The organism is Pseudomonas marvdashtae (assembly GCF_014268655.2).
Taxonomy (GTDB): domain Bacteria; phylum Pseudomonadota; class Gammaproteobacteria; order Pseudomonadales; family Pseudomonadaceae; genus Aquipseudomonas; species Aquipseudomonas marvdashtae.
This window is the reverse complement of the sequence record NZ_JABWQX020000001.1, coordinates 615,828-637,989: the sequence shown is the minus strand read 5'-3', so window position 1 is coordinate 637,989 and position 22,162 is coordinate 615,828. Positions and strand designations below refer to the sequence as shown.

The 22,162-nt window shown below is 61.8% G+C and carries 23 protein-coding genes; 11 read left to right on the top strand and 12 right to left on the bottom strand.

The window, feature by feature from the left end; translation table 11 throughout:
- Positions 1-26: 26 nt before the first annotated feature.
- A complete protein-coding gene (locus HU742_RS03065) occupies positions 27-1,118 on the bottom strand; it encodes a calcium:cation antiporter (protein WP_186645099.1) in 1,092 nt (363 codons plus the stop codon).
- Positions 1,119-1,305: 187 nt separating this feature from the next.
- On the opposite strand from HU742_RS03065, the gene HU742_RS03060 reads away from it, so the two are divergent.
- Positions 1,306-2,259 carry an adenosine deaminase gene (locus HU742_RS03060; RefSeq protein ID WP_186641814.1) on the top strand — a complete coding sequence of 318 codons (954 nt, stop codon included), beginning with the start codon at positions 1,306-1,308 and terminating at the stop codon, positions 2,257-2,259.
- Between the two features lie 52 nt (positions 2,260-2,311).
- Here HU742_RS03060 and HU742_RS03055 read toward each other — a convergent pair whose 3' ends face one another.
- Positions 2,312-3,691, bottom strand: coding sequence for an MFS transporter (locus tag HU742_RS03055; protein WP_186641813.1), 1,380 nt, complete (start codon positions 3,689-3,691; stop codon positions 2,312-2,314).
- An 87-nt stretch (positions 3,692-3,778) separates the two neighbouring features.
- Positions 3,779-4,513 (bottom strand): ArsR/SmtB family transcription factor, encoded by a 735-nt coding sequence (locus tag HU742_RS03050; RefSeq protein WP_186645100.1) that lies wholly within the window; start codon positions 4,511-4,513, stop codon positions 3,779-3,781.
- Positions 4,514-4,906: 393 nt separating this feature from the next.
- Here HU742_RS03050 and HU742_RS03045 point away from each other — a divergent pair, with 393 nt between their 5' ends.
- Together HU742_RS03045 and HU742_RS03040 are read left to right on the top strand one after the other, a co-directional pair.
- A complete protein-coding gene (locus tag HU742_RS03045; protein ID WP_186641810.1) occupies positions 4,907-5,920 on the top strand; it encodes a zinc-binding alcohol dehydrogenase family protein in 1,014 nt (337 codons plus the stop codon).
- Between the two features lie 156 nt (positions 5,921-6,076).
- Positions 6,077-6,247: a hypothetical protein gene (locus HU742_RS03040; RefSeq protein ID WP_186641808.1), complete on the top strand. Its 171-nt coding sequence runs from the start codon at positions 6,077-6,079 to the stop codon at positions 6,245-6,247.
- 1 nt (position 6,248) lies between these two features.
- On the opposite strand, the gene HU742_RS03035 is transcribed toward HU742_RS03040, so the two are convergent.
- Together HU742_RS03035 and HU742_RS03030 are read right to left on the bottom strand one after the other, a co-directional pair.
- A complete protein-coding gene (locus tag HU742_RS03035; RefSeq protein WP_186645101.1) occupies positions 6,249-7,451 on the bottom strand; it encodes a multidrug effflux MFS transporter in 1,203 nt (400 codons plus the stop codon).
- An 85-nt stretch (positions 7,452-7,536) separates the two neighbouring features.
- On the bottom strand, positions 7,537-7,743 hold the full coding sequence (locus HU742_RS03030; protein WP_186641806.1) for a heavy-metal-associated domain-containing protein: 207 nt from the start codon (positions 7,741-7,743) through the stop codon (positions 7,537-7,539).
- A gap of 148 nt (positions 7,744-7,891) precedes the next feature.
- Between HU742_RS03030 and HU742_RS03025 the strand changes: the two genes are divergently transcribed.
- From HU742_RS03025 to cueR, 3 genes are all read left to right on the top strand, one after another.
- Positions 7,892-8,275, top strand: a complete 384-nt coding sequence (locus HU742_RS03025; RefSeq protein WP_186641805.1) for a hypothetical protein — start codon at positions 7,892-7,894, stop codon at positions 8,273-8,275.
- Positions 8,276-8,403: 128 nt separating this feature from the next.
- Entirely contained in the window at positions 8,404-10,800 is a 2,397-nt protein-coding gene (locus tag HU742_RS03020) for a heavy metal translocating P-type ATPase (RefSeq protein ID WP_186641804.1), read from the top strand.
- Positions 10,797-11,210 (top strand): Cu(I)-responsive transcriptional regulator, encoded by a 414-nt coding sequence (gene cueR, locus HU742_RS03015; protein WP_186645103.1) that lies wholly within the window; start codon positions 10,797-10,799, stop codon positions 11,208-11,210. Before HU742_RS03020 ends, cueR begins: the two co-directional genes overlap by 4 nt.
- 78 nt (positions 11,211-11,288) lie before the next feature.
- Here the strand turns inward: cueR and HU742_RS03010 are convergent, their stop codons facing one another.
- Complete coding sequence (locus tag HU742_RS03010; protein ID WP_186641802.1) at positions 11,289-12,182, bottom strand: PA4780 family RIO1-like protein kinase; 894 nt, start codon at positions 12,180-12,182, stop codon at positions 11,289-11,291.
- A gap of 210 nt (positions 12,183-12,392) precedes the next feature.
- Positions 12,393-13,184 (bottom strand): AraC family transcriptional regulator, encoded by a 792-nt coding sequence (locus HU742_RS03005; protein ID WP_186641800.1) that lies wholly within the window; start codon positions 13,182-13,184, stop codon positions 12,393-12,395.
- A 79-nt stretch (positions 13,185-13,263) separates the two neighbouring features.
- On the opposite strand from HU742_RS03005, the gene HU742_RS03000 reads away from it, so the two are divergent.
- A complete protein-coding gene (locus HU742_RS03000) occupies positions 13,264-14,292 on the top strand; it encodes a bile acid:sodium symporter family protein (protein ID WP_186645105.1) in 1,029 nt (342 codons plus the stop codon).
- Here HU742_RS03000 and HU742_RS02995 read toward each other — a convergent pair.
- A complete protein-coding gene (locus tag HU742_RS02995) occupies positions 14,279-15,556 on the bottom strand; it encodes an acetyl-CoA C-acetyltransferase (protein WP_186641796.1) in 1,278 nt (425 codons plus the stop codon). The two genes, HU742_RS03000 and HU742_RS02995, sit on opposite strands and share 14 nt — an antisense overlap.
- A gap of 137 nt (positions 15,557-15,693) precedes the next feature.
- Between HU742_RS02995 and HU742_RS02990 the strand changes: the two genes are divergently transcribed.
- Together HU742_RS02990 and HU742_RS02985 are read left to right on the top strand one after the other, a co-directional pair.
- A complete protein-coding gene (locus tag HU742_RS02990) occupies positions 15,694-17,046 on the top strand; it encodes a 3-oxoacyl-ACP reductase (RefSeq protein ID WP_186645107.1) in 1,353 nt (450 codons plus the stop codon).
- A gap of 2 nt (positions 17,047-17,048) precedes the next feature.
- Positions 17,049-17,906: a MaoC family dehydratase gene (locus HU742_RS02985; protein WP_186645108.1), complete on the top strand. Its 858-nt coding sequence runs from the start codon at positions 17,049-17,051 to the stop codon at positions 17,904-17,906.
- Positions 17,907-17,978: 72 nt separating this feature from the next.
- Here HU742_RS02985 and HU742_RS02980 read toward each other — a convergent pair whose 3' ends face one another.
- From HU742_RS02980 to HU742_RS02965, 4 genes are read right to left on the bottom strand one after another with little or no spacing between them, the layout of a single operon-like run.
- Positions 17,979-18,536: a DUF4136 domain-containing protein gene (locus HU742_RS02980; protein ID WP_186645109.1), complete on the bottom strand. Its 558-nt coding sequence runs from the start codon at positions 18,534-18,536 to the stop codon at positions 17,979-17,981.
- A gap of 20 nt (positions 18,537-18,556) precedes the next feature.
- Complete coding sequence (locus HU742_RS02975) at positions 18,557-19,165, bottom strand: DUF4136 domain-containing protein (protein ID WP_186641792.1); 609 nt, start codon at positions 19,163-19,165, stop codon at positions 18,557-18,559.
- A 12-nt stretch (positions 19,166-19,177) separates the two neighbouring features.
- On the bottom strand, positions 19,178-19,927 hold the full coding sequence (locus HU742_RS02970; protein WP_186641791.1) for a methyltransferase: 750 nt from the start codon (positions 19,925-19,927) through the stop codon (positions 19,178-19,180).
- A complete protein-coding gene (locus HU742_RS02965) occupies positions 19,920-20,228 on the bottom strand; it encodes a MazG-like family protein (protein ID WP_186641789.1) in 309 nt (102 codons plus the stop codon). The genes HU742_RS02970 and HU742_RS02965 overlap by 8 nt, the downstream gene beginning before the upstream one ends.
- Before the next feature lie 163 nt (positions 20,229-20,391).
- Here HU742_RS02965 and HU742_RS02960 point away from each other — a divergent pair, with 163 nt between their 5' ends.
- Both HU742_RS02960 and HU742_RS02955 read left to right on the top strand, forming a co-directional pair.
- The gene (locus HU742_RS02960; RefSeq protein WP_003197447.1) at positions 20,392-20,685 is read left to right on the top strand and encodes a hypothetical protein; all 294 of its coding nucleotides are present in this window, start codon (positions 20,392-20,394) and stop codon (positions 20,683-20,685) included.
- Between the two features lie 127 nt (positions 20,686-20,812).
- A complete protein-coding gene (locus tag HU742_RS02955; protein WP_186645110.1) occupies positions 20,813-22,162 on the top strand; it encodes an MATE family efflux transporter in 1,350 nt (449 codons plus the stop codon).

The following is a 22,162-nucleotide window of genomic DNA, read 5'->3' as shown; positions in this document are numbered from 1 at the left end:
CCACCCATATGTGCGTTGCCCGGGCGTTAGAGTCCCAGCAACGACAACATGATGAAGGTGGCAAAGAGCACAAAGTGAGTCATCCCTTCGATGGCGTTGGTTTCGCCATCGTTGAGGTTGATGGCACTGACGATCAGCGTGATGAAGATCATCACGGTCTGCACCGGAGTCATCGCCATCTGGAAAGGCTGGCCGGTGTAAAGCGCCATCGCCTCCATCACCGGCACGGTCAGGATCACGGTGGACAGCGACGCCCCCAGTGCGATGTTGACCACCGATTGCATACGATTGGCGAGGGCCGCGCGCAGGGCGGTGAGAATCTCCGGCGCAGCGGAAATGGCCGCCACCAGGATCGCCGTCACCACCGGCGGCGCGCCCGAGCCTTCCAGTCCCAGGTCAATGGCCTTGGACATGACCTCCGCCAGCGCACCGATCACCACCACGCCAAACACCAACGCACTGATGGAAAACGCCAGGCTGATGGGCTTCGGCTCGTTTTCTACCGGCTCTTTCTTGCGACGTTTTTCCGGATAGCTGTAGCTGAAGAAATAACTGTGGGGCCCCACCTGCATGCGCACGAACAAGGTATACAACACGATCATTGCGCCGATGGTGAATGCCGAATAATGCTTCCAGTTTTCTTGCGGAATGAACTCCGGCACCACCATCGATACACCCATGGCGGTGAGGATCATCACGCTGTAGGTGCGCGCCGAATCGTCGTTATAGACCTGCTCGCCGTGCTTGAGCCCGCCCATCAGCGCCGCCAGCCCGAGAATACCGTTGATGTCGAGCATGACCGCTGAATAAATCGTGTCCCGCACCAGGGTCGGCGATGCCTCGTTGTTCATCATGATCGCCAGGATCACGACTTCCACCAGCACCGCGGACAAAGTCAAGATCATGGTGCCGTAGGGATCGCCAACCTTTTCCGCCAACAGCTCAGCGTGGTGAGCGACACGCATGGAGGCGGAAACGATAAAACCGATCAACACCAATCCACCAACCAGCGCCACGACCCGCCCGTTACCCAGCAGCCAATGCTCCAATGGATAAGCGACGAATGCGGCAAGCAGCGCCAGTAACAACAGTTTTTCTTGCTTGATCAACGTGAGCATCGTGGGCCTGTCGCCATGGATGGGTCATGAGCTACTAGACTGTGACGTGCCGGGAACGTTTCCTCCAGATGTGACGTAGCTGTCCTCCAGGCATGAACACTTAGTGGATCAGCCGGTCAGGTTTTGCCCGACATCGGCGCCCGTCCCTGTAGAATGCCCGCCATCGATTCGCTGATGAGAAAAAAACATGTACGACTGGCTTAACGCCCTGCCCAAGGCTGAACTGCATTTGCATCTGGAAGGCTCGCTGGAGCCCGAGCTGTTGTTCGCCCTGGCCGAGCGCAACAAGATCGCCTTGCCCTGGAATGACGTGGATACCCTGCGCCAGGCCTATGCCTTCAACAACCTGCAGGAATTTCTCGACCTGTATTACAAGGGCGCCGACGTACTGCGCACATCCCAGGATTTCTACGACCTGACCTGGGCCTATCTGCTGCGCTGCAAGGCACAGAACGTCATCCACACCGAACCGTTTTTCGATCCGCAGACCCACACCGACCGAGGCATTCCATTCGAAGTGGTGCTCAACGGCATCGCCGCAGCGCTCAAGGACGGCGAGCAACAGTTGGGGATCACCAGCGGCTTGATCCTGAGTTTCCTGCGCCACCTGAGCGAAGAACAGGCCGAAAAAACCCTCGACCAGGCGCTGCCGTTTCGCGATGCGTTCGTGGCCGTGGGCCTGGACAGTTCGGAGATGGGTCATCCACCGAGCAAGTTCCAGCGCGTATTCGACCGTGCTCGCCATGAAGGTTTCCTGACCGTCGCCCACGCAGGCGAGGAAGGCCCACCCGAGTACATCTGGGAGGCACTGGACCTGCTGAAGATCCAGCGCATCGACCATGGTGTCCGGGCGATTGAAGACGAGCGGCTGATGCAGCGGATCATCGACGAACAGATCCCGTTGACGGTGTGCCCGTTGTCCAACACCAAGCTGTGCGTGTTCGATGACATGTCGCAGCACAATATCCTCGACATGCTCGAGCGCGGCGTGAAGGTGACGGTGAACTCCGATGACCCGGCGTACTTCGGCGGCTACGTCACCGAAAACTTCCACGCGTTGCATACCCATTTGGGCATGACCCAGGACCAGGCCAAGCGGCTCGCGCAGAACAGCTTGGATGCGCGCTTGGTGAAATCCTAAGTCATGTAGCGAGTACCCCCTCGCCACTGAGAACACCTGTGGCGAGGAAGCTCTATTGCGCGCCCCCCTCGCTCAACTCTTCCAGCGTCTTGCCTCGCGTCTCCATGCCAAACAACCAGACCACGCCCGCCGCCACGGCAAAGCACAGTGCGCCGAGGGCGAACACGCCGCCCTGGCCGGTGATAGGAAATACCAGTCCGGTCACCATGGGCCCGAGCAACGAACCGATGCGCCCGACCGCAGAGGCGAAGCCCGAACCGGTGGCTCGGGCTGAGGTGGGATACAGCTCCGGCGTATAGGTGTAGAGCACCGCCCACATGCCGAACAGGAAAAACTGCATCAGCAGACCGGTACCGATCAGCAGGCCGATGTTGCCGCCGAACACCGCGCTCTGGCCGTAAAGAAACGCCATCGCCCCGCCTCCCAGCAGCGTGATGACGCACACCGGCTTGCGTCCCCAACGTTCCACCAGCCACGCCGCCATCAGGAAACCGGGAATCCCGCCGAGGGAAATCAGCACGGTGTAATACACCGATTGGGTCACGGCGAAGCCCGACTGCTGCAACAACGCGCTGAGCCAGGACGTCAGGCCATAGAAACCGAGCAAGGCAAAGAACCAGACACTCCAGATCATCATCGTGCGCTGGCGGTACAGCGGTGACCAGATCTGCGTCAGGGCCGAGAAGAAATTGCCGGGAACGGTCGCCAGTCTTGGCAGGCGAATCGGCTCAGGCAAGTCGCGCCCTCCCAGCGAAGCCCGGACCTTCTCTTCGATCCGCTTGAGCACGGCATCCGCCTCGTCACCTCGACCGGCCTGTTCAAGCCAACGCGGCGATTCTGGAATGAAAAAACGAATCGCCAGGACGAACACCGCCGGCACCGCCAGTACCAGAAAGATGTCCCGCCAGCCAATCACGGGGAGCAGAAAATAAGACAGCACCCCGGCCGCCACGAAGCCCAGCGGCCAAAAGCCGTCCATCAGGGCGATGTAACGCCCTCGGCGCTTCGCAGGAATCAGCTCCGAGAGCATCGACTGGGCAATCGGGAATTCCATGCCCATGCCGACACCCAGCAGGACCCGAAACAGTGTCAAGGTCTCGACGTCCTGAGCGGTGGAGCACAGATAACTGGCAAGTCCCCACAGCACGATGCTCCATTGGAACACCGGTTTGCGGCCAAAACGATCGGCCAGCATGCCCGACAATGAAGCCCCCACCACCATGCCGAAGAAGCTGGAGCTGGCAAGCAACCCAGCCTCGGCGGAGCTCAGGCCGAACTCGGTTTTGATCGAGCCCAGCAGGAACGTCATCATTGCCAGGTCCATGGAGTCGAAGAAAAAAGCCAAGGCGATAATGATGAAAATGACCCGGTGATAGCCGCTGATGGGCAACCGTTCCAGTCTTTCCGCTGCACTGTAGGCGTGAGTGTTCATGTTGCGCTCCCCAATCCGATAGTTCCCCGGACCGAGTGTGCGCGAACCTTGCAAGCAGCGATTGCTGATTGCGACCTGTCTACCGCCCTAGAGCGCCATTTCCAGAGACTCCTGCCTGGCGAACCGATGGATTTCCTGTTGACCAAGCGCCGTTACCTGCAAGGCCCTTGAGTCATTGGGCAGGCTCAGCCAGCCGGATTGCATGAACAATTGCAGCAGCGCCGCTCCCAGCGCGCCCCCCAAGTGCGGACGCCGCTCGCTCCAATCGGGGCAGGCGCAAGCAACTCGGGCATTGCGATGGGCCAGTGCCTGGATGAACAGACCGCGTTCGGCCAATTGATTGGCACCTTTGTGGGTCACAATCACCCGCTGCTCACATTGTTCAAGCCACCCGGCATCCAATAGCTGCTGATACAGGTCCGCCGCCAGCGTGCCCCCCAGATGGTCATCGCAAAGCCTGGCGCGCATCAACGAAGCGGGAGCCGTCGGCGCCTTGGTGGCCAGCAGGCCGCGCTTGAATACGTCCGGAACCTGTCGCGGCGTGCTGGCGAGGGTTGCGCTCGCCAGCGCCTCGACGGCTGCGCCAATCTCGGGCGCCGCCAGGCGAAAGAAGCGCTTGCGTCCGCGAACCTCAACTTTCAACAGGCCCCCGGTGAAAAGACGTCCCAGGTGGGCGTTGGCCGAGGATGGCGAAAGCCCAGCCAGCAAAGCCAATTCGTCGGCTTGTCGGGCGGTACCATCCATTAACGCCCACATCATTGCGCTGCGCTTCGGGTCGGCCAGTAGCGTGGCAATCTGGCTGATGCAAGGTGCATGTTCCATGTATTCACTCCCTGTTGAATCATTCGTCTACTGCCTTGGGGCATATCGACCCATAAGAAGGTGCCGCCCAAAGCGGCTGACCGCCTGGATGGCCGGCATGCCCGTCCGGGCGTCGCCTTGTGCCGGCGGAGACAGCGGGGATCCAAACCGGGTTACCGCCATCCTCGTTGCCGCGCCGATACAGGCGGTCGCTAGTATAAGCGCGTGGGTCAAGGTTGCCTGTCCTCCGGAAACCTTTGGAGGCGATTGTTGGTGAGGGAAAAGTCTCTATTTGTCCGCGACAAATGGTCATTATCAAAAAATCGCTGAAAGACCCTGTTGGTTTAGCCACTTTTATCTCGATCCCAAATGGCCAAACATGGGCGCCAACATACCCACTCACGGAGCCGCTTCATGAAAGCCATCGCGTACTACCAATCCCTGCCCATCAGCGATTCGCAATCGCTGCAGGACATCGAGCTGCCCACCCCCGTCGCCGGCCCCAGGGACTTGCTGGTGGAAGTCAAAGCCATCTCAGTCAACCCCGTGGATACCAAGGTCCGCCAAAACGTACAGCCCGAGGACGGCGCGGCCAAGGTGCTGGGCTGGGATGTGGCGGGCGTGGTCAAGGCGGTCGGCAACGACGTCACGCTGTTCAAGGCGGGTGACAAAGTGTTCTACGCAGGCTCCATTGCCCGCGCCGGTGGCAACAGCGAATTGCACGTGGTGGATGAGCGCATTGTCGGTCATATGCCGAAGACCCTCGGCTTTGCTGAAGCCGCCGCGCTGCCGCTGACGTCCATCACCGCCTGGGAACTGCTGTTCGACCGATTGCAAATCAACGAAGGCCAGCACGATCAGGGCCAGAGCCTGCTGATTGTCGGTGCCGCGGGAGGCGTGGGATCGATCCTGACGCAATTGGCCAGCCAGCTCACCGGCCTGAAGGTCATCGGTACCGCTTCCCGGCCACAGACAGAGGAATGGGTACGAGGCCTGGGCGCCGACCTTGTGGTTGATCACAGCCAGCCGTTGGCCGAGGTCCTCAAGAAAGCGGGCCAGGGCCATGTAACCCACGTCGCCAGCCTGACGCAGACCGACCAGCATCTGGACCAATTGGTCGAAGCCCTGGCACCCCAAGGCAAACTGGCGCTGATCGACGATCCCAAGTCGCTTGACGTAACCAAGCTCAAGCGCAAGAGCCTGTCGTTGCATTGGGAATTCATGTACACCCGCTCACTGTTCGAGACCGCCGACATGCTTGAACAACACAAACTGCTCAATCGCGTCGCCGGGCTGATCGACGCCGGCACGCTGAAGACCACCGTCGGCGAGCATTTTGGCACCATCAATGCCGAAAACCTGCGCCGGGCTCATGCATTGCTCGAAAGCGGGAAGGCCAAGGGCAAGATTGTGCTAGAGGGGTTCTGATTGCCGGGATTGGCAAGCCAGATATCTGGCTTGTCGATCCCCGTATGGAAAACCTGCACCGTCAGTCCGACAATTGACCGCCGTCACAACTGCGCCCGCATTCCGGTCTACACTCGAGGCCTTTGCAACGCAGTCTTTTACACGAGGAGGTCAGCAATGAAGATCCTGATAAAAGAAGTGGCAAAATCCCAATGGCAAGTGCGCCTTGACCAGCATGTCGTGACCTTTCGCACCGAGGCCGAAGCCCAGGCTTTCGCCAATACCCTGCAAGCGCGCATTCATGCGCCGCATCATTTTCCCGAGCATCAGCAGCGCGCGGCCGGTTGAATCAATCCGGCTGGCCCGCCTGAGCGAGTGCCTGGGCATCCTGCAGACGGCGGGTCAGCATTGCCGCGCCCACCACCAATAGTCCGCAGAGGCTGATGACGATCGCCATCGGCACGGCGGTCCCATCATGCAGCGCCGCCACCAGGGCAGCGGCCCCGGCAGCCACCGAAAACTGCAAGCATCCGAGCATTGCCGAAGCACTCCCGGCCCGGGCGCCCTGCCCGTTCATGGCGCACGCCGAGGCATTTGGAATGATGCAACCCAGGCTGGCGATGCAGATGAACAACGGAATCAATAGCGGCCACAACTGCTCCGGTTGCATGGCGCTGACAGCCAACAGGCTGAGCCCGGCGAGCAGGTAGACCCATACCGCGCGGGTCAGCAGGAACGCTGGTCCGCGCTTGGACAACAACCGCGCATTGACCTGCGCAACCAAAATGAAGCCCGCCGCGTTGGTGCCGAACAACCAGCCGAAATGTTCGGCCGGCACGCCATAGAGCTTGATGAAAACGAACGGCGAACCGGCGATGTAGGCAAACATCCCGGCAATCGCAATACCACCCGTCAGCGCATGCCCCAGGTAAACCGAGTCTTTGAGCAGCCGGCCATATTGACGCAACGCACCGGACAACGGTTGGCGAGGCACATGGTCCGGCAAGCTTTCAGGCAACCACAAGGCAACCGCCGTTGCCGCGAGCGCACTGAACACTGTCAGGCAGATGAAAATCGATTGCCAGCCGTGCAAGTTCACCAGCAGGCCGCCGAGCATCGGCGCGAGGATCGGCGCCAGGCCCATCACCAGCATCAGTTGCGAAAACACCTTGGCCGAGCCCACCGCATCGCATTTATCGCTGACCACCGCCCGCGAAATCACCATCCCCGCGCATCCGCCCAAGGCCTGGACGAAGCGCGCGCCAATCAGCCATTCGAGGCTCGGCGCATAAGCGCAGGCCAGGGAAGCCACGGTGAACAAGCCAACGCCGGTGAGCAACGGAACACGCCGCCCAAAGCGATCCGCCACCGGCCCATAGGCCAATTGCCCGAGGGACAGCCCGAGAAAATAGGCCGCCAGGGTCAGTTGGATATGGTTTTCGTCGGTCCCGAAGGCAAGGGCCATCGCCGGAAAGGCCGGCAGATAGAAATCGATCGCCAAGGGACCGAAGGCGCTCAAGGCGCCAAGAATCAGAATGGTACGGAGGTTCATCAGGCGTCCAGCTCAGGCGTCAGTCGGCAGCCCGACAGTCTAGCCGGGCTCGACGCTCTTGAACATTCCGATAGGTCGCTAACGATTAAAATGTTTCAAGAGGACGGACTTCATATCCTTCTTCCTGGATTGCTTCGATCACGGCTTCGGACGACAACTTGCTTTCGACCTCAACGGTCTTGGCGCCCAGATCGATCTTTACTTCGGCTCCCGCGTCTTTGGTCTGAAGAGCCTGGGTAATGGCCTTGACACAATGACCGCAGGACATGCCCTGAACATTGAAGATTTGCATGAAAATGACTCCTTGGCTTGAGGTTGCCCGCAGTTTCAAGCTTGCCATCATGGCAAGGTCAAGTTCTGGCGAAAACTGCCGGGCTGGCAATCGGCGTCGCGCTCGGCCAAGCTGCACCTATCAAGGATTTCACACCGGAGGTTCAGCCATGCGCTGGTCAGCGTTCAGTCTGTTTTGCATGCTCGGTTTTTCAGCGGTGGCGCCCCAGGCATCGGCCGCCGGCGAGGATTACGGCGTGTTGATCATTTCTCGCGAGCGCCTGGAGGTGTCGACCAATTGCGAAATCGGCATCTACATCCAGGATCAGCTCTCGGCCAGGCTGTTCCAGGAGCAAAGCACCTCGTTCAACCTGCCACCGGGACAGTTTTCCTTGCGCCTGAAATTGCTGCCGGGACAGGCGCCGGGTTGCAACCCGGGCATGCTCGCGCCGGGATCGCAGAACATCACCCTCAGGGCCGGTGACATCTTGAAGTTCCGCATCGCCATGAATGATCAAGGCATGTACCTCAAGCAGGCTGGGCTCGGTTACTGACCCGTCATAAGCGAACGGTGCGGGTTTGCCCCGCCCCCAGGGTTTGGGTCACTCGTTGAAACTGGCGCTTGACCTTGCCAGCATGGCAAGGTTGATCCTGTGGTCATCCACTACAGGGAGCCTGCCCCATGCCCGAATCCACCACCTTCGATCTGCCGATCTCCGGCATGACCTGCGCCAGTTGTGCCGGACGGGTCGAACGTGCCTTGAGCAAAGTCGCCGGCGCCAGCGCCGTCAGCGTCAACCTGGCAACGGAACAGGCGCGGATCCAGGCACCCAGGGAAAGCCTGCCGGCCTTGATGCAAGCGGTTGAGCAGGCAGGCTATAGCGTTCCGGTCCAAACCCTGGAGTTGAGCATCGAAGGCATGACCTGCGCTTCCTGCGTCGGCCGCGTCGAACGGGCGTTGGCTAAAGTCGCCGGGGTCAGCCGTGCCAGCGTCAACCTGGCCAATGAGCGCGCGCACCTCGAATTGCTCGGGCAAGTCAATCCGCAAAGCCTGATCGATGCGGTCAAGCGCGCCGGTTACGACGCCAGCGTCTGGCAAGCCGAGCAGCCTCCTCGCACAGCACAAACCGACCACCTGAAGCGTGAGCGCTTGGCCTTGGTCCTGGCGATTGTGCTGTCCATCCCGCTGATATTGCCGATGTTGCTGGAACCGCTTGGCGTGCACTGGATGCTGCCGGCCTGGGCGCAGTTCGCCTTGGCGACGCCGGTGCAATTCATCTTCGGTGCGCGTTTTTACCTTGCAGCGTTCAAAGCCGTCCGCGCCGGCGCGGGGAACATGGACCTGCTGGTAGCGTTGGGGACCAGCGCCGGCTATGGCCTGAGCCTTTACGAATGGGCGATGGCCCGGCCGGGCAGCATGCCGCACTTGTACTTCGAGGCGTCGGCGGTGGTGATTGCCTTGGTGTTGCTGGGCAAATACCTGGAAAGCCGCGCCAAGCGGCAAACCGCCAGCGCCATCCGCGCCCTTGAAGCCTTGCGACCGGAACGGGCGATCCAAGTCATTGACGGAGAGGAACGCGACGTCGCCATCAGCGCCCTGCGTTTGAATGATCAGGTGCTGGTCAAGCCCGGCGAACGCTTTCCGGTGGACGGCGAGGTGCTGGAAGGCCAGAGCCACGCCGACGAAGCACTGATCAGCGGCGAAAGCCTGCCGGTGCCCAAGCAACCCGGCGACAAAGTCACCGGCGGCGCCATCAATGGAGAAGGTCGACTGCTGGTCCGCACGCTGGCGCTGGGCGCCGAGACCGTGCTGGCACGCATCATCCGCCTGGTGGAAGACGCCCAGGCGGCCAAGGCGCCCATTCAAAAGCTGGTGGACAAAGTCAGCCAGGTATTCGTCCCGGTCGTATTGGTGCTGGCGCTCGCCACGTTGCTCGGCTGGTGGCTGTACGGTGCGCCGCTGGAGACGGCGTTGATCAATGCCGTTGCCGTGCTGGTGATCGCCTGTCCGTGCGCCCTGGGCCTGGCGACGCCGACGGCGATCATGGCCGGCACTGGCGTCGCCGCGCGTCACGGGATCCTGATCAAGGACGCCGAGGCGCTGGAGCGCGCCCACGCAGTCAACACCGTAGTGTTCGACAAGACCGGGACCTTGACGTCCGGCACGCCGCGCATCGCTCACTTGAGCGCGCTCGACGGCGACCGGGACACGCTGCTGAGGTTGGCTGGCGCCCTGCAGCGGGGCAGCGAACATCCGCTGGCCAAAGCGGTGCTGGACGCCTGTGCCGAGCGGGGCTTGAACGTACCGGATGTCAGCGATAGCCAATCCCTGACCGGACGCGGCATCGCCGGCAGCCTGGATGGGCGCCGCCTGGCCCTGGGCAATCGACGTCTGCTGGACGAACTCGCGCTGAGCCCCGGTTCGCTGGACGAGTCGGCGCAGGTTTGGGAAAGCGAAGGCCGGACGCTGTCCTGGCTGATCGAACAAGGCACGGCACCTCGGGTCCTGGGCCTGTTTGCCTTTGGCGACACGCTCAAGCCGGGTGCTCTCGCTGCGGTAGAAGCCTTGAACCAGCGCCATATCGCCAGCCACTTGCTCACGGGCGATAACCGCGGCAGCGCCCGGGTTGTCGCCCAGGCGCTGGGCATCACCAACGTCCACGCCGAAGTATTGCCAGCCGATAAATCCGCCATCGTCGAGCAATTGAAAAGCCATTCGGTGGTGGCGATGGTCGGCGACGGTATCAACGACGCTCCGGCACTGGCTGCCGCAGACATCGGCATCGCCATGGGCGGCGGCACCGACGTAGCGATGCACGCCGCTGGCATCACCCTGATGCGCGGCGATCCGCGCCTGGTCCCGGCGGCGTTGGACATCAGCCGCAAGACCTACGCCAAGATCCGCCAGAACCTGTTCTGGGCCTTCGTCTATAACCTGATCGGCATCCCGTTGGCGGCGTTCGGCCTGCTCAACCCGGTGCTGGCCGGCGCAGCCATGGCGCTGTCGAGCGTCAGCGTAGTGAGCAATGCATTACTGTTGAAGTTCTGGACGCCCAAGCACTTGGAGGACAAGCGATGAACATCGGCCAAGCGGCCCGCCAGAGCGGACTGAGCGCGAAAATGATCCGGTATTACGAATCCATCGGCCTGCTCAAGCCAGCCCATCGCACGGACAGTGGATATCGGATCTATGGCAAGGAAGACCTGCACACGCTGGCCTTCATCAAGCGTTCCCGGGACTTGGGATTTTCCCTGGAGGAAGTCGGCAAATTGCTGACCCTGTGGCAAGACCGCCAACGCGCCAGCGCCGATGTCAAGACGCTGGCGCGGCAGCACATTGACGAGTTAAACCAGAAAATCCGCGAACTGGCCGAACTGCGCGACACCCTCCAGGACCTGGTGGAACATTGCCACGGCGACCATCGCCCGGACTGCCCGATCCTCAAGGAACTGGCATCTGGATGCTGCAAGGAAACAGCGCAAGCCTGAGCACTGGACACCAACCGCTGAGCGCAGGCGTTGCCCTTACAAAAAACCCGGCCGGGGCCGGGTTTCATGATCAACCGATCACTGCATCCAAGGCGGAGGCGGTTCTTCGGTCTTGCCAGGCGGCGCATCGTCGGCCGCGCGTACAGCCTGGCGACGTTCCTCGTCGAGGCGCGCGGCTTCGATCTCGCGCATGATCCCACCGACATCCGCCAGCTCTTCCGGCTCGTCGAACTCACCGGTCAACACGCTGGCCGGGTGCAGGGTGCCGGCCTCGAACAGGGCCCACATTTCCTTGGCGTACTTGGTGCGTTTCAGCTCCGGAGCAAACCGGCCAAAGTAGGACGCCATGTTGCCAACATCCCGCTCCAGCATGCTGAAGGCGTGGTTGTTGCCCGCAGCATCCACCGCTTGCGGCAAGTCGATGATCACCGGGCCGGTCGGCGTGAGCAGCACGTTGAACTCCGACAGGTCGCCGTGCACCAGGCCGGTACACAGCATCAGCACGATCTGGGAGATCAGGAATGCATGGTATTCACGGGCCTGGTCCGGCTCCAGCACCACATCGTTCAGGCGCGGCGCGGCATCGCCGTACTCGTCGGCCACGAGTTCCATCAGCAGCACGCCCTCCAGGAAGTCGTACGGCTTGGGGACTCGCACGCCAGCGCTGGCCAACCGGAACAGCGCGGCCACTTCGGCATTCTGCCAGGCGTCCTCGGTTTCCTTGCGCCCAAACTTCGACCCTTTCGCCATGGCGCGGGCCTGACGGCTGTTGCGGACCTTGCGGCCTTCCTGATATTCGGCCGCCTGGCGAAAACTTCGCTTGTTCGCCTCCTTGTAGACCTTGGCGCAACGTAGCTCGTTGCCGCAGCGCACCACATAAACAGCTGCTTCTTTACCACTCATGAGTGGGCGCAGCACCTCGTCGACCAGACCGTCCTCGATCAGGGGTTCAATGCGTTTTGGAGTCTTCATCAGCTTTTATTCTGGGTCCTTTATTACCAAACACGCGAATGACAGGTCGTTATACGGCAATCCTCCCCTCACGGGGAGGGGGGCCGACCTATGAACCTTGGATGCACACACTGTGCCGGTCCAGGTCAACCGAGCCGAATCATAGCCGAGACCGGGTGCGGCGCTGCTAAATGAATATGCAGGCATTTGCGACAAGAGCTGACAAATGGATCAATGCTTGAACAGTTCGCCCGGCGTAAAACCGAACAGCCCCTTGAATGCCGCGATGAAAGCGGACGTTGAATCATACCCGCAGGACAACGCCGCGCTGGTCACGCTGTCGCCTTTTTCCAGCGATTGCAGGGAAGACAACAATCGCATGCGCTGGCGCCAGGCGCGGAAACTCAAACCGGTTTCACGCTGAAACAGACGCATCACAGTCTTTTCCGACGTGCCCAGGCGTTCCGCCCAGGCTTGCAGCGTCACGCTGCCTTCTGGCTGTTCGATCAATTCATTGCACAGTTCCAGCAAACGCGCGTGACGGGGCAATGGCAGGGAAAAGCCCACTTCCGGCAGTGCTGCCAGTTGATCCAGCAGTACCTGGACCAGGCGTGCTTCCTCGGTATCGCCCTCGGGATACGTGGCGGGGAACTGACAGAACATCTTGATCAGCTCCCGCGCCAGCGGCGTGACTTCCAGCACCCGACAGCGGTCCTCGGCCCACGGGCACGCTTGGCGATGGACATAAAGACTGCGCATTTCCGCCCGCATGGAGGACACGACATGATGCTCCAGATCCGCCGGGATCCAGATCCCCCACTGCGGCGGTGCAAAGAAACTCCCCTCGGCGGTATGGACGCCGAGCACGCCGCTGATCGCATAGGAAAATTGCACCCAATCGTGACGGTGAACCGGCGTCCATGATCCGGCGTTCAAACTTTCGACCCGGGCATAAAGCGGCCTGGGCAGTTCCGTCAGGTCGGGAATCCGCCGTTCGAGCTGTTGGTGTCCGTTAGTCGGCATTGATTGGCCTTATGTCGCAAGACGACTGTGTAAGGCGACGTTAGGCTAAGTCGACTTCTCTTTCAACGCGCGGTGGCCTATGCACATCCTCCAACACCTCAAACGCATGGTGACCGACTGGTTCCTCTGCGGCATGTTGCTCGCCACGCTGCTGGCTTACTTTTTCCCCCGCTTCGGCGCCACTGGCGGTGCCATGCATGCTGAATGGGTAGTCAATATCGGCATCTTCGTGGTGTTTTTCCTCCATGGGGTCAATCTGTCCGGCGAACAGATCCGCCATGGCTTCAAGAACATCCGCCTGCACCTGATGGTGCAAGGCTTTACGTTTGTCGTATTTCCGCTGATCTGGTTGCTCAGCAACTGGCTGTTGCGCAGCCATGTGCCGGCGTTGTTGATGCTGGGCTTCTTCTATCTATGCGCCCTGCCGTCGACCATTTCTTCGTCGGTAGCCCTGACCGGCAGCGCGGGCGGCAACGTGCCGGCGGCGATTCTCAACGCCAGCCTGTCCAGTGTACTGGGGATCTTCCTGACACCCCTGTTGGTCAGTCTAGTGGTCGGCAGCGGTGCCAATGGCATCGACCTGGGTTCGACACTGCTCGATCTTTGCCTGATGTTGCTGCTGCCGCTGGTGCTCGGGCAGTTCCTGCGGCGCTGGCTGGGCGGTTTTTTCGCCCGCTACAAACGCTACACCAGCGTCATCGACAAGCTGGTCATCCTGCTGCTGGTCTACGCGGCGTTCTGTAATTCGATGGTGTCGGGGATCTGGCAGCAACAAGGCAATAGCGTGCTGCTTAGCGCGGCACTGGGCAGCGCCGTGTTGCTGGCGGTCATTCTGTGGATGACCACCCGCACCGCTCGCGCCCTGCGGTTCAGCAACGCCGATGAAATCGCCGCGGTGTTTTGTGCCAGCAAGAAATCCCTCGCGGCTGGGGTGCCGATGGCGGCGCTGATCTTCGGCAACAACCCCGGGCTTGGGCTGATCCTGTTGCCGATCATGATCTATCACCCGCTGCAATTGATCGTTTGCTCGATCCTCGCCGAACGCTACGCCAGCCGCAGGCGAGCGCAAGCGACTCAGCCGCGCGAAGCCACCGTCAGCGCTCGATAATCGCCGTCACACCTTGGCCGGCGGCCGCGCAGATGGATATCAGCCCCCGGCCCTTCCCCGCCGCGTCCAGCAATTTGGCCAGGTTGGCGACGATCCGTCCGCCGGTGGCGGCAAACGGGTGACCGGCGGCCAGTGAGCTGCCTTTCACGTTTAACCGGCCGCGGTCGATGGCACCCAGCGGCGCATCGAGGCCCAGGCGGGTTTTGCAATAGTCCGCGTCCTCCCAGGCTTTCAAGGTGCACAACACCTGGGCAGCGAATGCCTCGTGGATCTCGTAGTAATCGAAGTCCTGCAACGTCAGGCCGTTGCGTGCCAACAGCCGTGGCACGGCATAGACCGGCGCCATCAGCAACCCTTCGGCGCCATTGACGAAATCCACCGCCGCCGTTTCGCCATCGCGCAGGTACGCCAGGATCGGCAGCCCACGGGCCTTGGCCCATTCCTCACTGCCCAACAATACCAGCGAGGCGCCATCGGTCAGCGGCGTGGCGTTGCCCGCCGTCAATGTGCCCTTGGCGCTTTTTTCGAAAGCCGGTTTCAACGAGGCGAGCTTCTCCAGGGTCAGGTCCGGACGCAGGTTGTTGTCGCGGGTCAGGCCGAGAAAAGGTGTCATCAAATCGTTGTGCCAGCCTTCGGCATAAGAAGCGGCCATTTTCTGATGACTTTCCAACGCCAGCTGGTCCTGTTCTTCACGGGGAATCTGCCAGGTCTGCGCCATCAATTCGCAGTGCTGCCCCATGTTCAGGCCCGTGCGCGGTTCGTTGATGCGCGGCAGGTCGGGAACCAGATGCTGGGGGCGCAATTGCAAGAACGCCTTGATCTTGTCGGCGGTGGTCTTGGAGCGGTTGGCTTGCAGCAGAATCCTGCGCAGCCCTTCATTGACGCCGATCGGTGCGTCGGAGGTGGTGTCCACGCCGCCGGCGATGGCGCTGTCGATCTGGCCCAGGGCGATTTTATTGGCCACCAGCAGCACGGTTTCCAGACCCGTACCGCAAGCCTGCTGCACATCGTAGGCTGGAGTGCTCGGCGACAGCCTTGAGCCGAGCACGCATTCGCGGGTCAGATTCATGTCCCGGGAAAATTTCAGCACCGCCCCCGCTGCCATTTCGCCGATGTGCTCGCCGTGCAGGTTATAGCGCTCGATCAAGCCCTCGAGCGCGGCCGTCAGCATCGCTTGGTTGCTAGCAGTGGCATAGGGCCCGTTGGAACGGGCGAAAGGAATGCGGTTACCGCCGATGATCGCGACGCGGCGTAGCTGTGCCATGGAAAAACTCCCTGTGTATGCCCGAAACTGTCAACAATAGCCTGCCCCGGCATGAGCTTAGGCTTTATCCAGGCGATCGAACGACTGATTGCCAAACATGGTCCACACTTGGAACCTCATCAGCCGGAGTGTGTTCCATGTCAGATCGTTACATAGACTTCGCCAATTCGCCCATTGGCCTGCGTCTGGTTGGCGCTCTCGGCTTGCCATCGCCGGTACGCCTGGAGCGTTGGCAAGCCGGGCGCTTGCGGCCAATCGAGGGCGCCTTGCTGCTGGGCGGCGGCCCGTTGACCGAACAGGTCGGCGCGTTCGCCAAACGCCTCACTGACGCCATTTTCATCTACGGGGGCGAACCGACGCTGGCGACCGAATGGATTCCCGGCCACGGCCCGAAGATCAAGGCGGTGGTGTACGACGCCAGCCACCTGGTGCAGGTTGACCAGCTCAAGCAGCTGCGCGAGTTTTTCCAGCCACTGATGAAAAACCTCGACCACAGCGCCCATGTCGTCATCCTCGGCCGCGCCCCGGAAAGCCTCGGCGATCCGTTTGCTGCCAGCGCCCAGCGGGCCTTGGAAGGTTTCAGCCGTTCCCTGGCCAAGGAGCTGCGCAACGGCGGGACGCTGCAATTGCTGTACGTCGGCGACGGTGCCGAAGCGCAGCTGGAAGGCGCCCTGCGGTTCTTCCTGTCGCCGAAAAGCGCCTACGTTTCCGGCCAGGTCATCCGCCTCAAGGCCTGTGAGACCCAGGTCCAGGACTGGACCCGACCGCTGACGGGGCTCAAGGCGCTGGTTACCGGCGCGGCGCGCGGCATTGGTGCGTCGATTGCCGAAACCCTCGCCCGTGATGGCGCCGACGTGATCCTGCTGGACGTTCCGCAGGCCAAGGCCGATCTCGAAGCGCTGGCTGCGCGCCTGAGCGGGCGCAGCGTGACACTGGACATTTGTGCCGAAGACGCAGCCACGCAGTTGATCGGACATTTGCCCGACGGCGTCGATATCGTGGTGCACAACGCCGGCATCACTCGCGACAAGACCCTGGCCAACATGACCCCGGAATTCTGGGATGCAGTACTGGCTGTCAACCTCAACGCACCGCAAGTGCTCACCAAAGCCCTGCTCGACAATGGCACCCTGCGCGATAACGGCCGGGTGATTTTGCTGGCGTCCATCAGTGGCATCGCCGGCAATCGCGGCCAAACCAATTACGCCGCGAGCAAGGCCGGGCTGATCGGCCTGGCACAGGCTTGGGCGCCAGCCCTGCAGATGCGAGGGATCAGTATCAATGCGGTGGCGCCGGGCTTCATTGAAACGCGCATGACTGCCGATATTCCCTTTGGCCTGCGCGAAGCCGGGCGGCGCATGAGCTCGCTGGGCCAGGGCGGCTTGCCTCAGGATGTCGCCGAAGCCGTGGCCTGGCTCGCCCAACCGGGAACCGGCGCCGTCACCGGACAGGCGCTGCGAGTCTGCGGACAAAGCCTGTTGGGGGCATGACCATGACGATCCAATGGCATGAAATAACCGCCGCGCCGTCGATGTCCGGGCTGTACGCAAAGGCCGCGACACGCCGCAAGATCACCGGTACCACGTTGCCGGACGTTGGACTGCGCCAGATGATCCAAGTCGATCAGCAACGCCTGGCGGCGTATCGCAAGGTCTGCGGTTTCGCTGAAAGCGGGCTGCTGCCGCCGACTTATCCGCACGTCCTGGCGTTCGCCCTGCAAATGCGATTATTGACCGACCGGGACTTTCCGTTCCCGCTGCTGGGGCTGATCCACCTGAGCAATCGCATCCGCGTGCTGCGGCCCATGGGCGGGGTCGGTCAGGTACGGGCCAGCGTCAATGTCGAAAACCTGCAAGCCCATGCCAAGGGTGCGGTGTTCGATCTGGTGACCCGTATCGAGGATCAATTGGGACCGCTGTGGGAGGCCGAAAGCCAGATGTTGTGCAAGGGCGTCCAGCTTGATGGTGCCTTGGTCGAAGACCCTCCGCAGGTCGACCACGAGTTGGCCGAAGTGGCGCGCTGGACCGCACCGGCTGACATTGGCCGGCAATACGCGAAAGTGTCGGGTGACTACAATCCGATCCACCTGAGCAGCGCCAGCGCCCGTCTGTTCGGTTTCCCTAGCGCCATTGCCCACGGCCTATGGAACAAGGCGCGGACCTTGGCGGCGCTGGATGACCATTTGCCCGAGGCCAACATCGAGATCGACGTGACCTTCAAGAAACCGGTACGCCTTCCCAGCGAAGTGACACTGCTGGCGAGCGCCGCGGGGTCCAGCGGGAAGCTGCGATTGGTAGGCGCTGGGGAGCTGGAGCATATGATCGGGACGTGGCGGCCGGCGGTGGCTTGAGCAACAGACGGTTTTGGCGATAAATCCTCTGTCGGGAGCGAATCTGCTCGCTCCCGACAAGAATTTTCACGGTCAGCGCGGCGGATAATTGGACAGGATCCGCCCCACTGTCTCGCGCACCTTGGTGCTGCGATCGGTCGGGTTGGGCGAATTGCTCAGCAGTTGCTCATCGCTGCCGCGCCACACCAGCTTGCCGTCCTTGCCATCGAGCAGATCGATCTGCACCGTCGCGACCTTGTAGCTGACGTTGCGGGTTTCGTTGTACATCGGCCCGCCCCAGTAACCATTCCAAGGACCGCCCCAACCGCCACCGTAATTGGTCGTCACTTGCTGCTGGCGATCCTCGACGATCAGGTAGGCCTGGACTTGCACATCGCCCCGGGCACCGGCAGGCGCCGGACGCAGGCCACGCTGGTCAAGTTGATCGGCGACGGCCTGGCGGATCCGCTGCTCGGTCAGGTCGCTCTGGATGCGTGGGTCGTCGGGGCGATACTGCAACGCCGGCTCTTTCCAGCTCCAGCTGCGGTAGGCGGCGAAATCGCGGCTGGTGTCGAAATCATGGTTGACCTGATTGGAAGCACAGGCGCCAAGCAACAGGACAAGGGCAAACAAGGCAAGACGGCGAAACATGGTTTTTCTCCGTTGCGTAATCAACTGGGGGGATAAGCCGACATGGCCTTTTCCACTGCTTCACGAATGGCGTCGGTGCGCTCGCTTTGATCGCCTCGCTGGCTCGTCTCGGCACTGGCGCTCCATACCGGCTGGCCATTGCGGGCATCGAACAGGTCCACCCGAACCACCACGACCTGTTCCTGGTAGGTGCGCACCATCGGAACGGTGTTGTACATGCCGTAGCCTGGGCCGTAGCGGTTGTAGCCGCCGTAATAACCCGAATCATAATCTTCCCGAACCTGGCGGATGCGAGTCTCCAGGCGCAGGTCGGCGCTGACGAAAAGGTCCGCCGGCCGATTGTCATGCAGCGGGCGCAGGCCACGCTGGTCCAGGGCTTCGCTCACCGCCTCGGCCACTTGGGCCGAATCCGCCCAGGCCGTGCCGGGTGGCAGCCGACCATTGAGCCAGGCCCAACTGCGGTAGCGCCCATAGTCACGGGGCGGCGCCGGATAGGCGCTGCGATCGAACACCTTGGCGGCCTCCGGCGGAGCCGGCGGCAACGGATTGGATGTCGCCACATACGGGTTGCTGCCCTGGCAGGCTGCCAGTCCCAGGCACAACACCAATAACCCTGAACGACCTTTCATTTCGCTCTCCAGTCACACCGGACGGCAGACCCAGTGCAGATAACGTCCCAAACCGGCAAACGCCGGATGGCGACGGTGGGCCAGTTCCATTTCCAATAACTGCGCGAGCTCTACGCGCCCCTGGAACTCCACCGGCATGTAGTCATGAAAAACCCGCACGCCACTCTGGATTTCGACCTGCCACAAGTCTTCAAGTTGCGCCGCCAATTCCCGCGGATCAAGGGGTTGTTGCGGCGTCAGGCTCTGTTTTTCGCCGGCCATGTCGTTTTTGCGCAGTTTTCGAAAATGCCCCTTGAGCAGGTTGCGATAAACCAGCGCGTCACGGTTGTAGAAGGCCAGGGACAACCAGCCGCCGGGCACCGTCAGTTGATGCAGCACGGGCAGGATCGCGTGAGGCTCGGCCAGCCATTCGAGCACCGCATGGCACAGCACCAGGTCGTAAGGCTCGGGGAGCTGGCCGAGCAGGTCCTGCCACGGCGCCTGGATGAACGTCGCGCTCTGGCCGGCCTCGGCAAACCGCTGGCGGGCGCCTTCGAGCATGGGCTCGGCCGGCTCGGCCAGGGTGACCTGATGGCCCCGCTCGGCCAGCCACAACGACATGTGTCCAAGCCCCGCGCCAATGTCCAATACCCGCAGCGGGCGGTCTGGCAAGGTTTCAAGCAGATCGGCCTGGAGCACGGCCAGACGAATCGCGCCCTTGGCGCCGCCGTAGATTTTTTCAGCGAAGCGCGTGGCGAGCTGATCGAAATGACGGTCACTCATTGGCGAACCGCCGCTCGCTGTCGGCCAACTTGCTGCGTACCACGGCGTCCATGTCCAGCCCCAGCTCGCTGCAAAGCAACAGCAGATACAACACGATATCGCCGATCTCCTGCCCGGCATGGGCCAGTTTATCCCCCGGCAATTGGCGCGACTGGTCCTCGGTCAACCATTGGAAGATCTCCACCAGCTCAGCCATCTCCACACTGGCGGCCATGGCGAGGTTTTTCGGGCTGTGAAATTGCCGCCAATCGTTACGGTCACGTATGGCGTGCAGGCGTTCGGTCAGTTCAACAAGGTTCATCGGGCTCTCCTGAATGCGCATAGCTTCGGGGGATGATGGGGGGAAGGCAAGCGTCTCGGTACGAAGCGGCGAAATACCCCATAATCGAACCATCGCAGCCTCCATCGCTCCTACTATCAGGAGCCCAGGCTCGATTTCGATCCCCCTTCATCAGGATGCACACATGCAGGTAGAAAGCTTTTTCGAATGGCTTGGCCAGGCGCTCGGTTCGGTGATCCGTTTTATCGTCGATCTGCTCAGCGGCCTGTTCAATACCCTGGCCAATGCCGGCGGCAACTTCGTCGATGGCTTGTCCCGCACCCTCGGCATGGACACGTCGATCATCAGCATCATCGCGCTGATCCTCGGCCTGATGCTGCTGTATTCGGCGATCCGCGCGTTCATGCGGGCGTCGATTGTGATGGGCATCATCTGGCTGGTACTGGGGCTGTGGTTGTTGAGTTGGATCATTCACTAAAGCTCTGATCGATCCCGAGCCGCATACCATTGTGGCGAGGCGATAAATCCCCTCGCCACAATGAGTCCGAACGCAGAGGAACGATCAACTGGAAGCCGCTACAATCGCGCTCCATCCAGGAGCCACCATGTCCAACCTGATCGCTGACTGGCGCGACCGCCTCACCCATCGCCGGGTATGGGCGCTGGCCGCGCCGATGATTCTCTCGAACATATCCGTGCCGCTGGTAGCGCTGGTCGACAGCACCGTCATCGGCCACTTGCCGCACGCCCATCAATTGGGCGCGGTGGCCGTCGGGGCGAGTCTGTATACCGTATTGGCCTGGGCCATGGGTTTCCTGCGCATGGGCACCACCGGGTTCGCCGCCCAGGCAGCCGGGCGGGGTGACGGGGCGGCGTTGCGGCAGGTGTTGCTGCAAGGACTGCTGCTGGCGATGGGGCTGGCGATTGTGCTCGGCGCGGTGGGCGTGCCGCTGAGCGACGTCGCGTTGCATTTCATGCAGCCATCGGCCGAACTCGATCAGCTGACGCGGGATTTCTTTCACACCCGACTCTTCGGCCTGCCCGCGGCGTTGGCCAGCTACGCGCTGGTGGGCTGGTTTCTCGGCGCCCAGAATGCTCGCGCGCCATTGGTGATCCTGCTGGTCACCAATCTGGTGAACATCGCCTTGAACCTCTGGTTCGTCATTGGTCTGGATTGGGGCGTGACCGGTTCGGCGCGGGCGTCAGTCATTGCCGAGTGGACGGGCGCGCTGGTGGGCTTGGCCCTGGCCCGCCACACGTTGCGCGCCTGGCCAGGACGAATCGCCTGGGCGGCCCTGGGGTTGTGGCAGAGCTGGCGACCATTGCTGGCGGTGAACCGGGACATTTTCATCCGCAGCCTGATCCTGCAATCGGTATTTTTCCTGATCACCGTGCAAGGCGCCCGCCTGGGGGATGCGACGGTGGCGGCAAACGCCCTGCTGCTCAATGGCTTGCTGTTGACCGCCCATGCCCTGGACGGCCTGGCCCACGCCGTCGAGGCGCTGTGTGGCCACGCCATCGGCGCCCGGAATCGCCTGGCCCTGCGCCGCTCGCTGGTGGTCGCCTGCGGCTGGTCGCTCATCGCAAGCGTCGGATTTGCCTTGCTGTTTCTGCTTGCTGGGCATTTATTCATCGATATGCAAACCAACATCCCCGATGTGCGCGACACCGCCTACCACTACGTGCCTTACCTCGCGGCGCTGCCGTTGATTGCGGTGTGGAGCTATTTGCTCGATGGCTTGTTCATCGGCGCCACCCGCGCCCGGGAAATGCGCAACGGCATGCTGCTGACGCTGTTGCTGGCGTTGCCATTCGCCTGGGCGCTGCAAGGACTGGGTAACCACGGACTGTGGATCAGCTTCCTGTCGTTCATGGTATTGCGCAGCCTGACGCTCGGCGCCGTCGCCTGGCGCTTGCACCGGCGTGATGGCTGGCTCGACGCTGCCGCTCGATGA

What these genes read in the sequence shown, in the direction of transcription:
- HU742_RS03060 (WP_186641814.1), top strand. Translation starts at nt 1,306, where the DNA reads ATGTACGACTGGCTTAACGCCCTGCCCAAGGCTGAACTGCATTTGCAT.
- HU742_RS03020 (WP_186641804.1), top strand. Translation starts at nt 8,404, where the DNA reads ATGCCCGAATCCACCACCTTCGATCTGCCGATCTCCGGCATGACCTGC.
- HU742_RS02980 (WP_186645109.1), bottom strand. Translation starts at nt 18,536, where the DNA reads ATGTTTCGCCGTCTTGCCTTGTTTGCCCTTGTCCTGTTGCTTGGCGCC.
- HU742_RS03055 (WP_186641813.1), bottom strand. Translation starts at nt 3,691, where the DNA reads ATGAACACTCACGCCTACAGTGCAGCGGAAAGACTGGAACGGTTGCCC.
- HU742_RS02955 (WP_186645110.1), top strand. Translation starts at nt 20,813, where the DNA reads ATGTCCAACCTGATCGCTGACTGGCGCGACCGCCTCACCCATCGCCGG.
- HU742_RS02985 (WP_186645108.1), top strand. Translation starts at nt 17,049, where the DNA reads ATGACGATCCAATGGCATGAAATAACCGCCGCGCCGTCGATGTCCGGG.
- HU742_RS02990 (WP_186645107.1), top strand. Translation starts at nt 15,694, where the DNA reads ATGTCAGATCGTTACATAGACTTCGCCAATTCGCCCATTGGCCTGCGT.
- HU742_RS03000 (WP_186645105.1), top strand. Translation starts at nt 13,264, where the DNA reads ATGCACATCCTCCAACACCTCAAACGCATGGTGACCGACTGGTTCCTC.
- HU742_RS02975 (WP_186641792.1), bottom strand. Translation starts at nt 19,165, where the DNA reads ATGAAAGGTCGTTCAGGGTTATTGGTGTTGTGCCTGGGACTGGCAGCC.
- HU742_RS03035 (WP_186645101.1), bottom strand. Translation starts at nt 7,451, where the DNA reads ATGAACCTCCGTACCATTCTGATTCTTGGCGCCTTGAGCGCCTTCGGT.
- HU742_RS02960 (WP_003197447.1), top strand. Translation starts at nt 20,392, where the DNA reads ATGCAGGTAGAAAGCTTTTTCGAATGGCTTGGCCAGGCGCTCGGTTCG.
- HU742_RS03065 (WP_186645099.1), bottom strand. Translation starts at nt 1,118, where the DNA reads ATGCTCACGTTGATCAAGCAAGAAAAACTGTTGTTACTGGCGCTGCTT.
- HU742_RS02965 (WP_186641789.1), bottom strand. Translation starts at nt 20,228, where the DNA reads ATGAACCTTGTTGAACTGACCGAACGCCTGCACGCCATACGTGACCGT.
- HU742_RS02970 (WP_186641791.1), bottom strand. Translation starts at nt 19,927, where the DNA reads ATGAGTGACCGTCATTTCGATCAGCTCGCCACGCGCTTCGCTGAAAAA.
- HU742_RS03040 (WP_186641808.1), top strand. Translation starts at nt 6,077, where the DNA reads ATGAAGATCCTGATAAAAGAAGTGGCAAAATCCCAATGGCAAGTGCGC.
- HU742_RS03050 (WP_186645100.1), bottom strand. Translation starts at nt 4,513, where the DNA reads ATGGAACATGCACCTTGCATCAGCCAGATTGCCACGCTACTGGCCGAC.
- HU742_RS03005 (WP_186641800.1), bottom strand. Translation starts at nt 13,184, where the DNA reads ATGCCGACTAACGGACACCAACAGCTCGAACGGCGGATTCCCGACCTG.
- HU742_RS03030 (WP_186641806.1), bottom strand. Translation starts at nt 7,743, where the DNA reads ATGCAAATCTTCAATGTTCAGGGCATGTCCTGCGGTCATTGTGTCAAG.
- HU742_RS02995 (WP_186641796.1), bottom strand. Translation starts at nt 15,556, where the DNA reads ATGGCACAGCTACGCCGCGTCGCGATCATCGGCGGTAACCGCATTCCT.
- HU742_RS03010 (WP_186641802.1), bottom strand. Translation starts at nt 12,182, where the DNA reads ATGAAGACTCCAAAACGCATTGAACCCCTGATCGAGGACGGTCTGGTC.
- cueR (WP_186645103.1), top strand. Translation starts at nt 10,797, where the DNA reads ATGAACATCGGCCAAGCGGCCCGCCAGAGCGGACTGAGCGCGAAAATG.
- HU742_RS03025 (WP_186641805.1), top strand. Translation starts at nt 7,892, where the DNA reads ATGCGCTGGTCAGCGTTCAGTCTGTTTTGCATGCTCGGTTTTTCAGCG.
- HU742_RS03045 (WP_186641810.1), top strand. Translation starts at nt 4,907, where the DNA reads ATGAAAGCCATCGCGTACTACCAATCCCTGCCCATCAGCGATTCGCAA.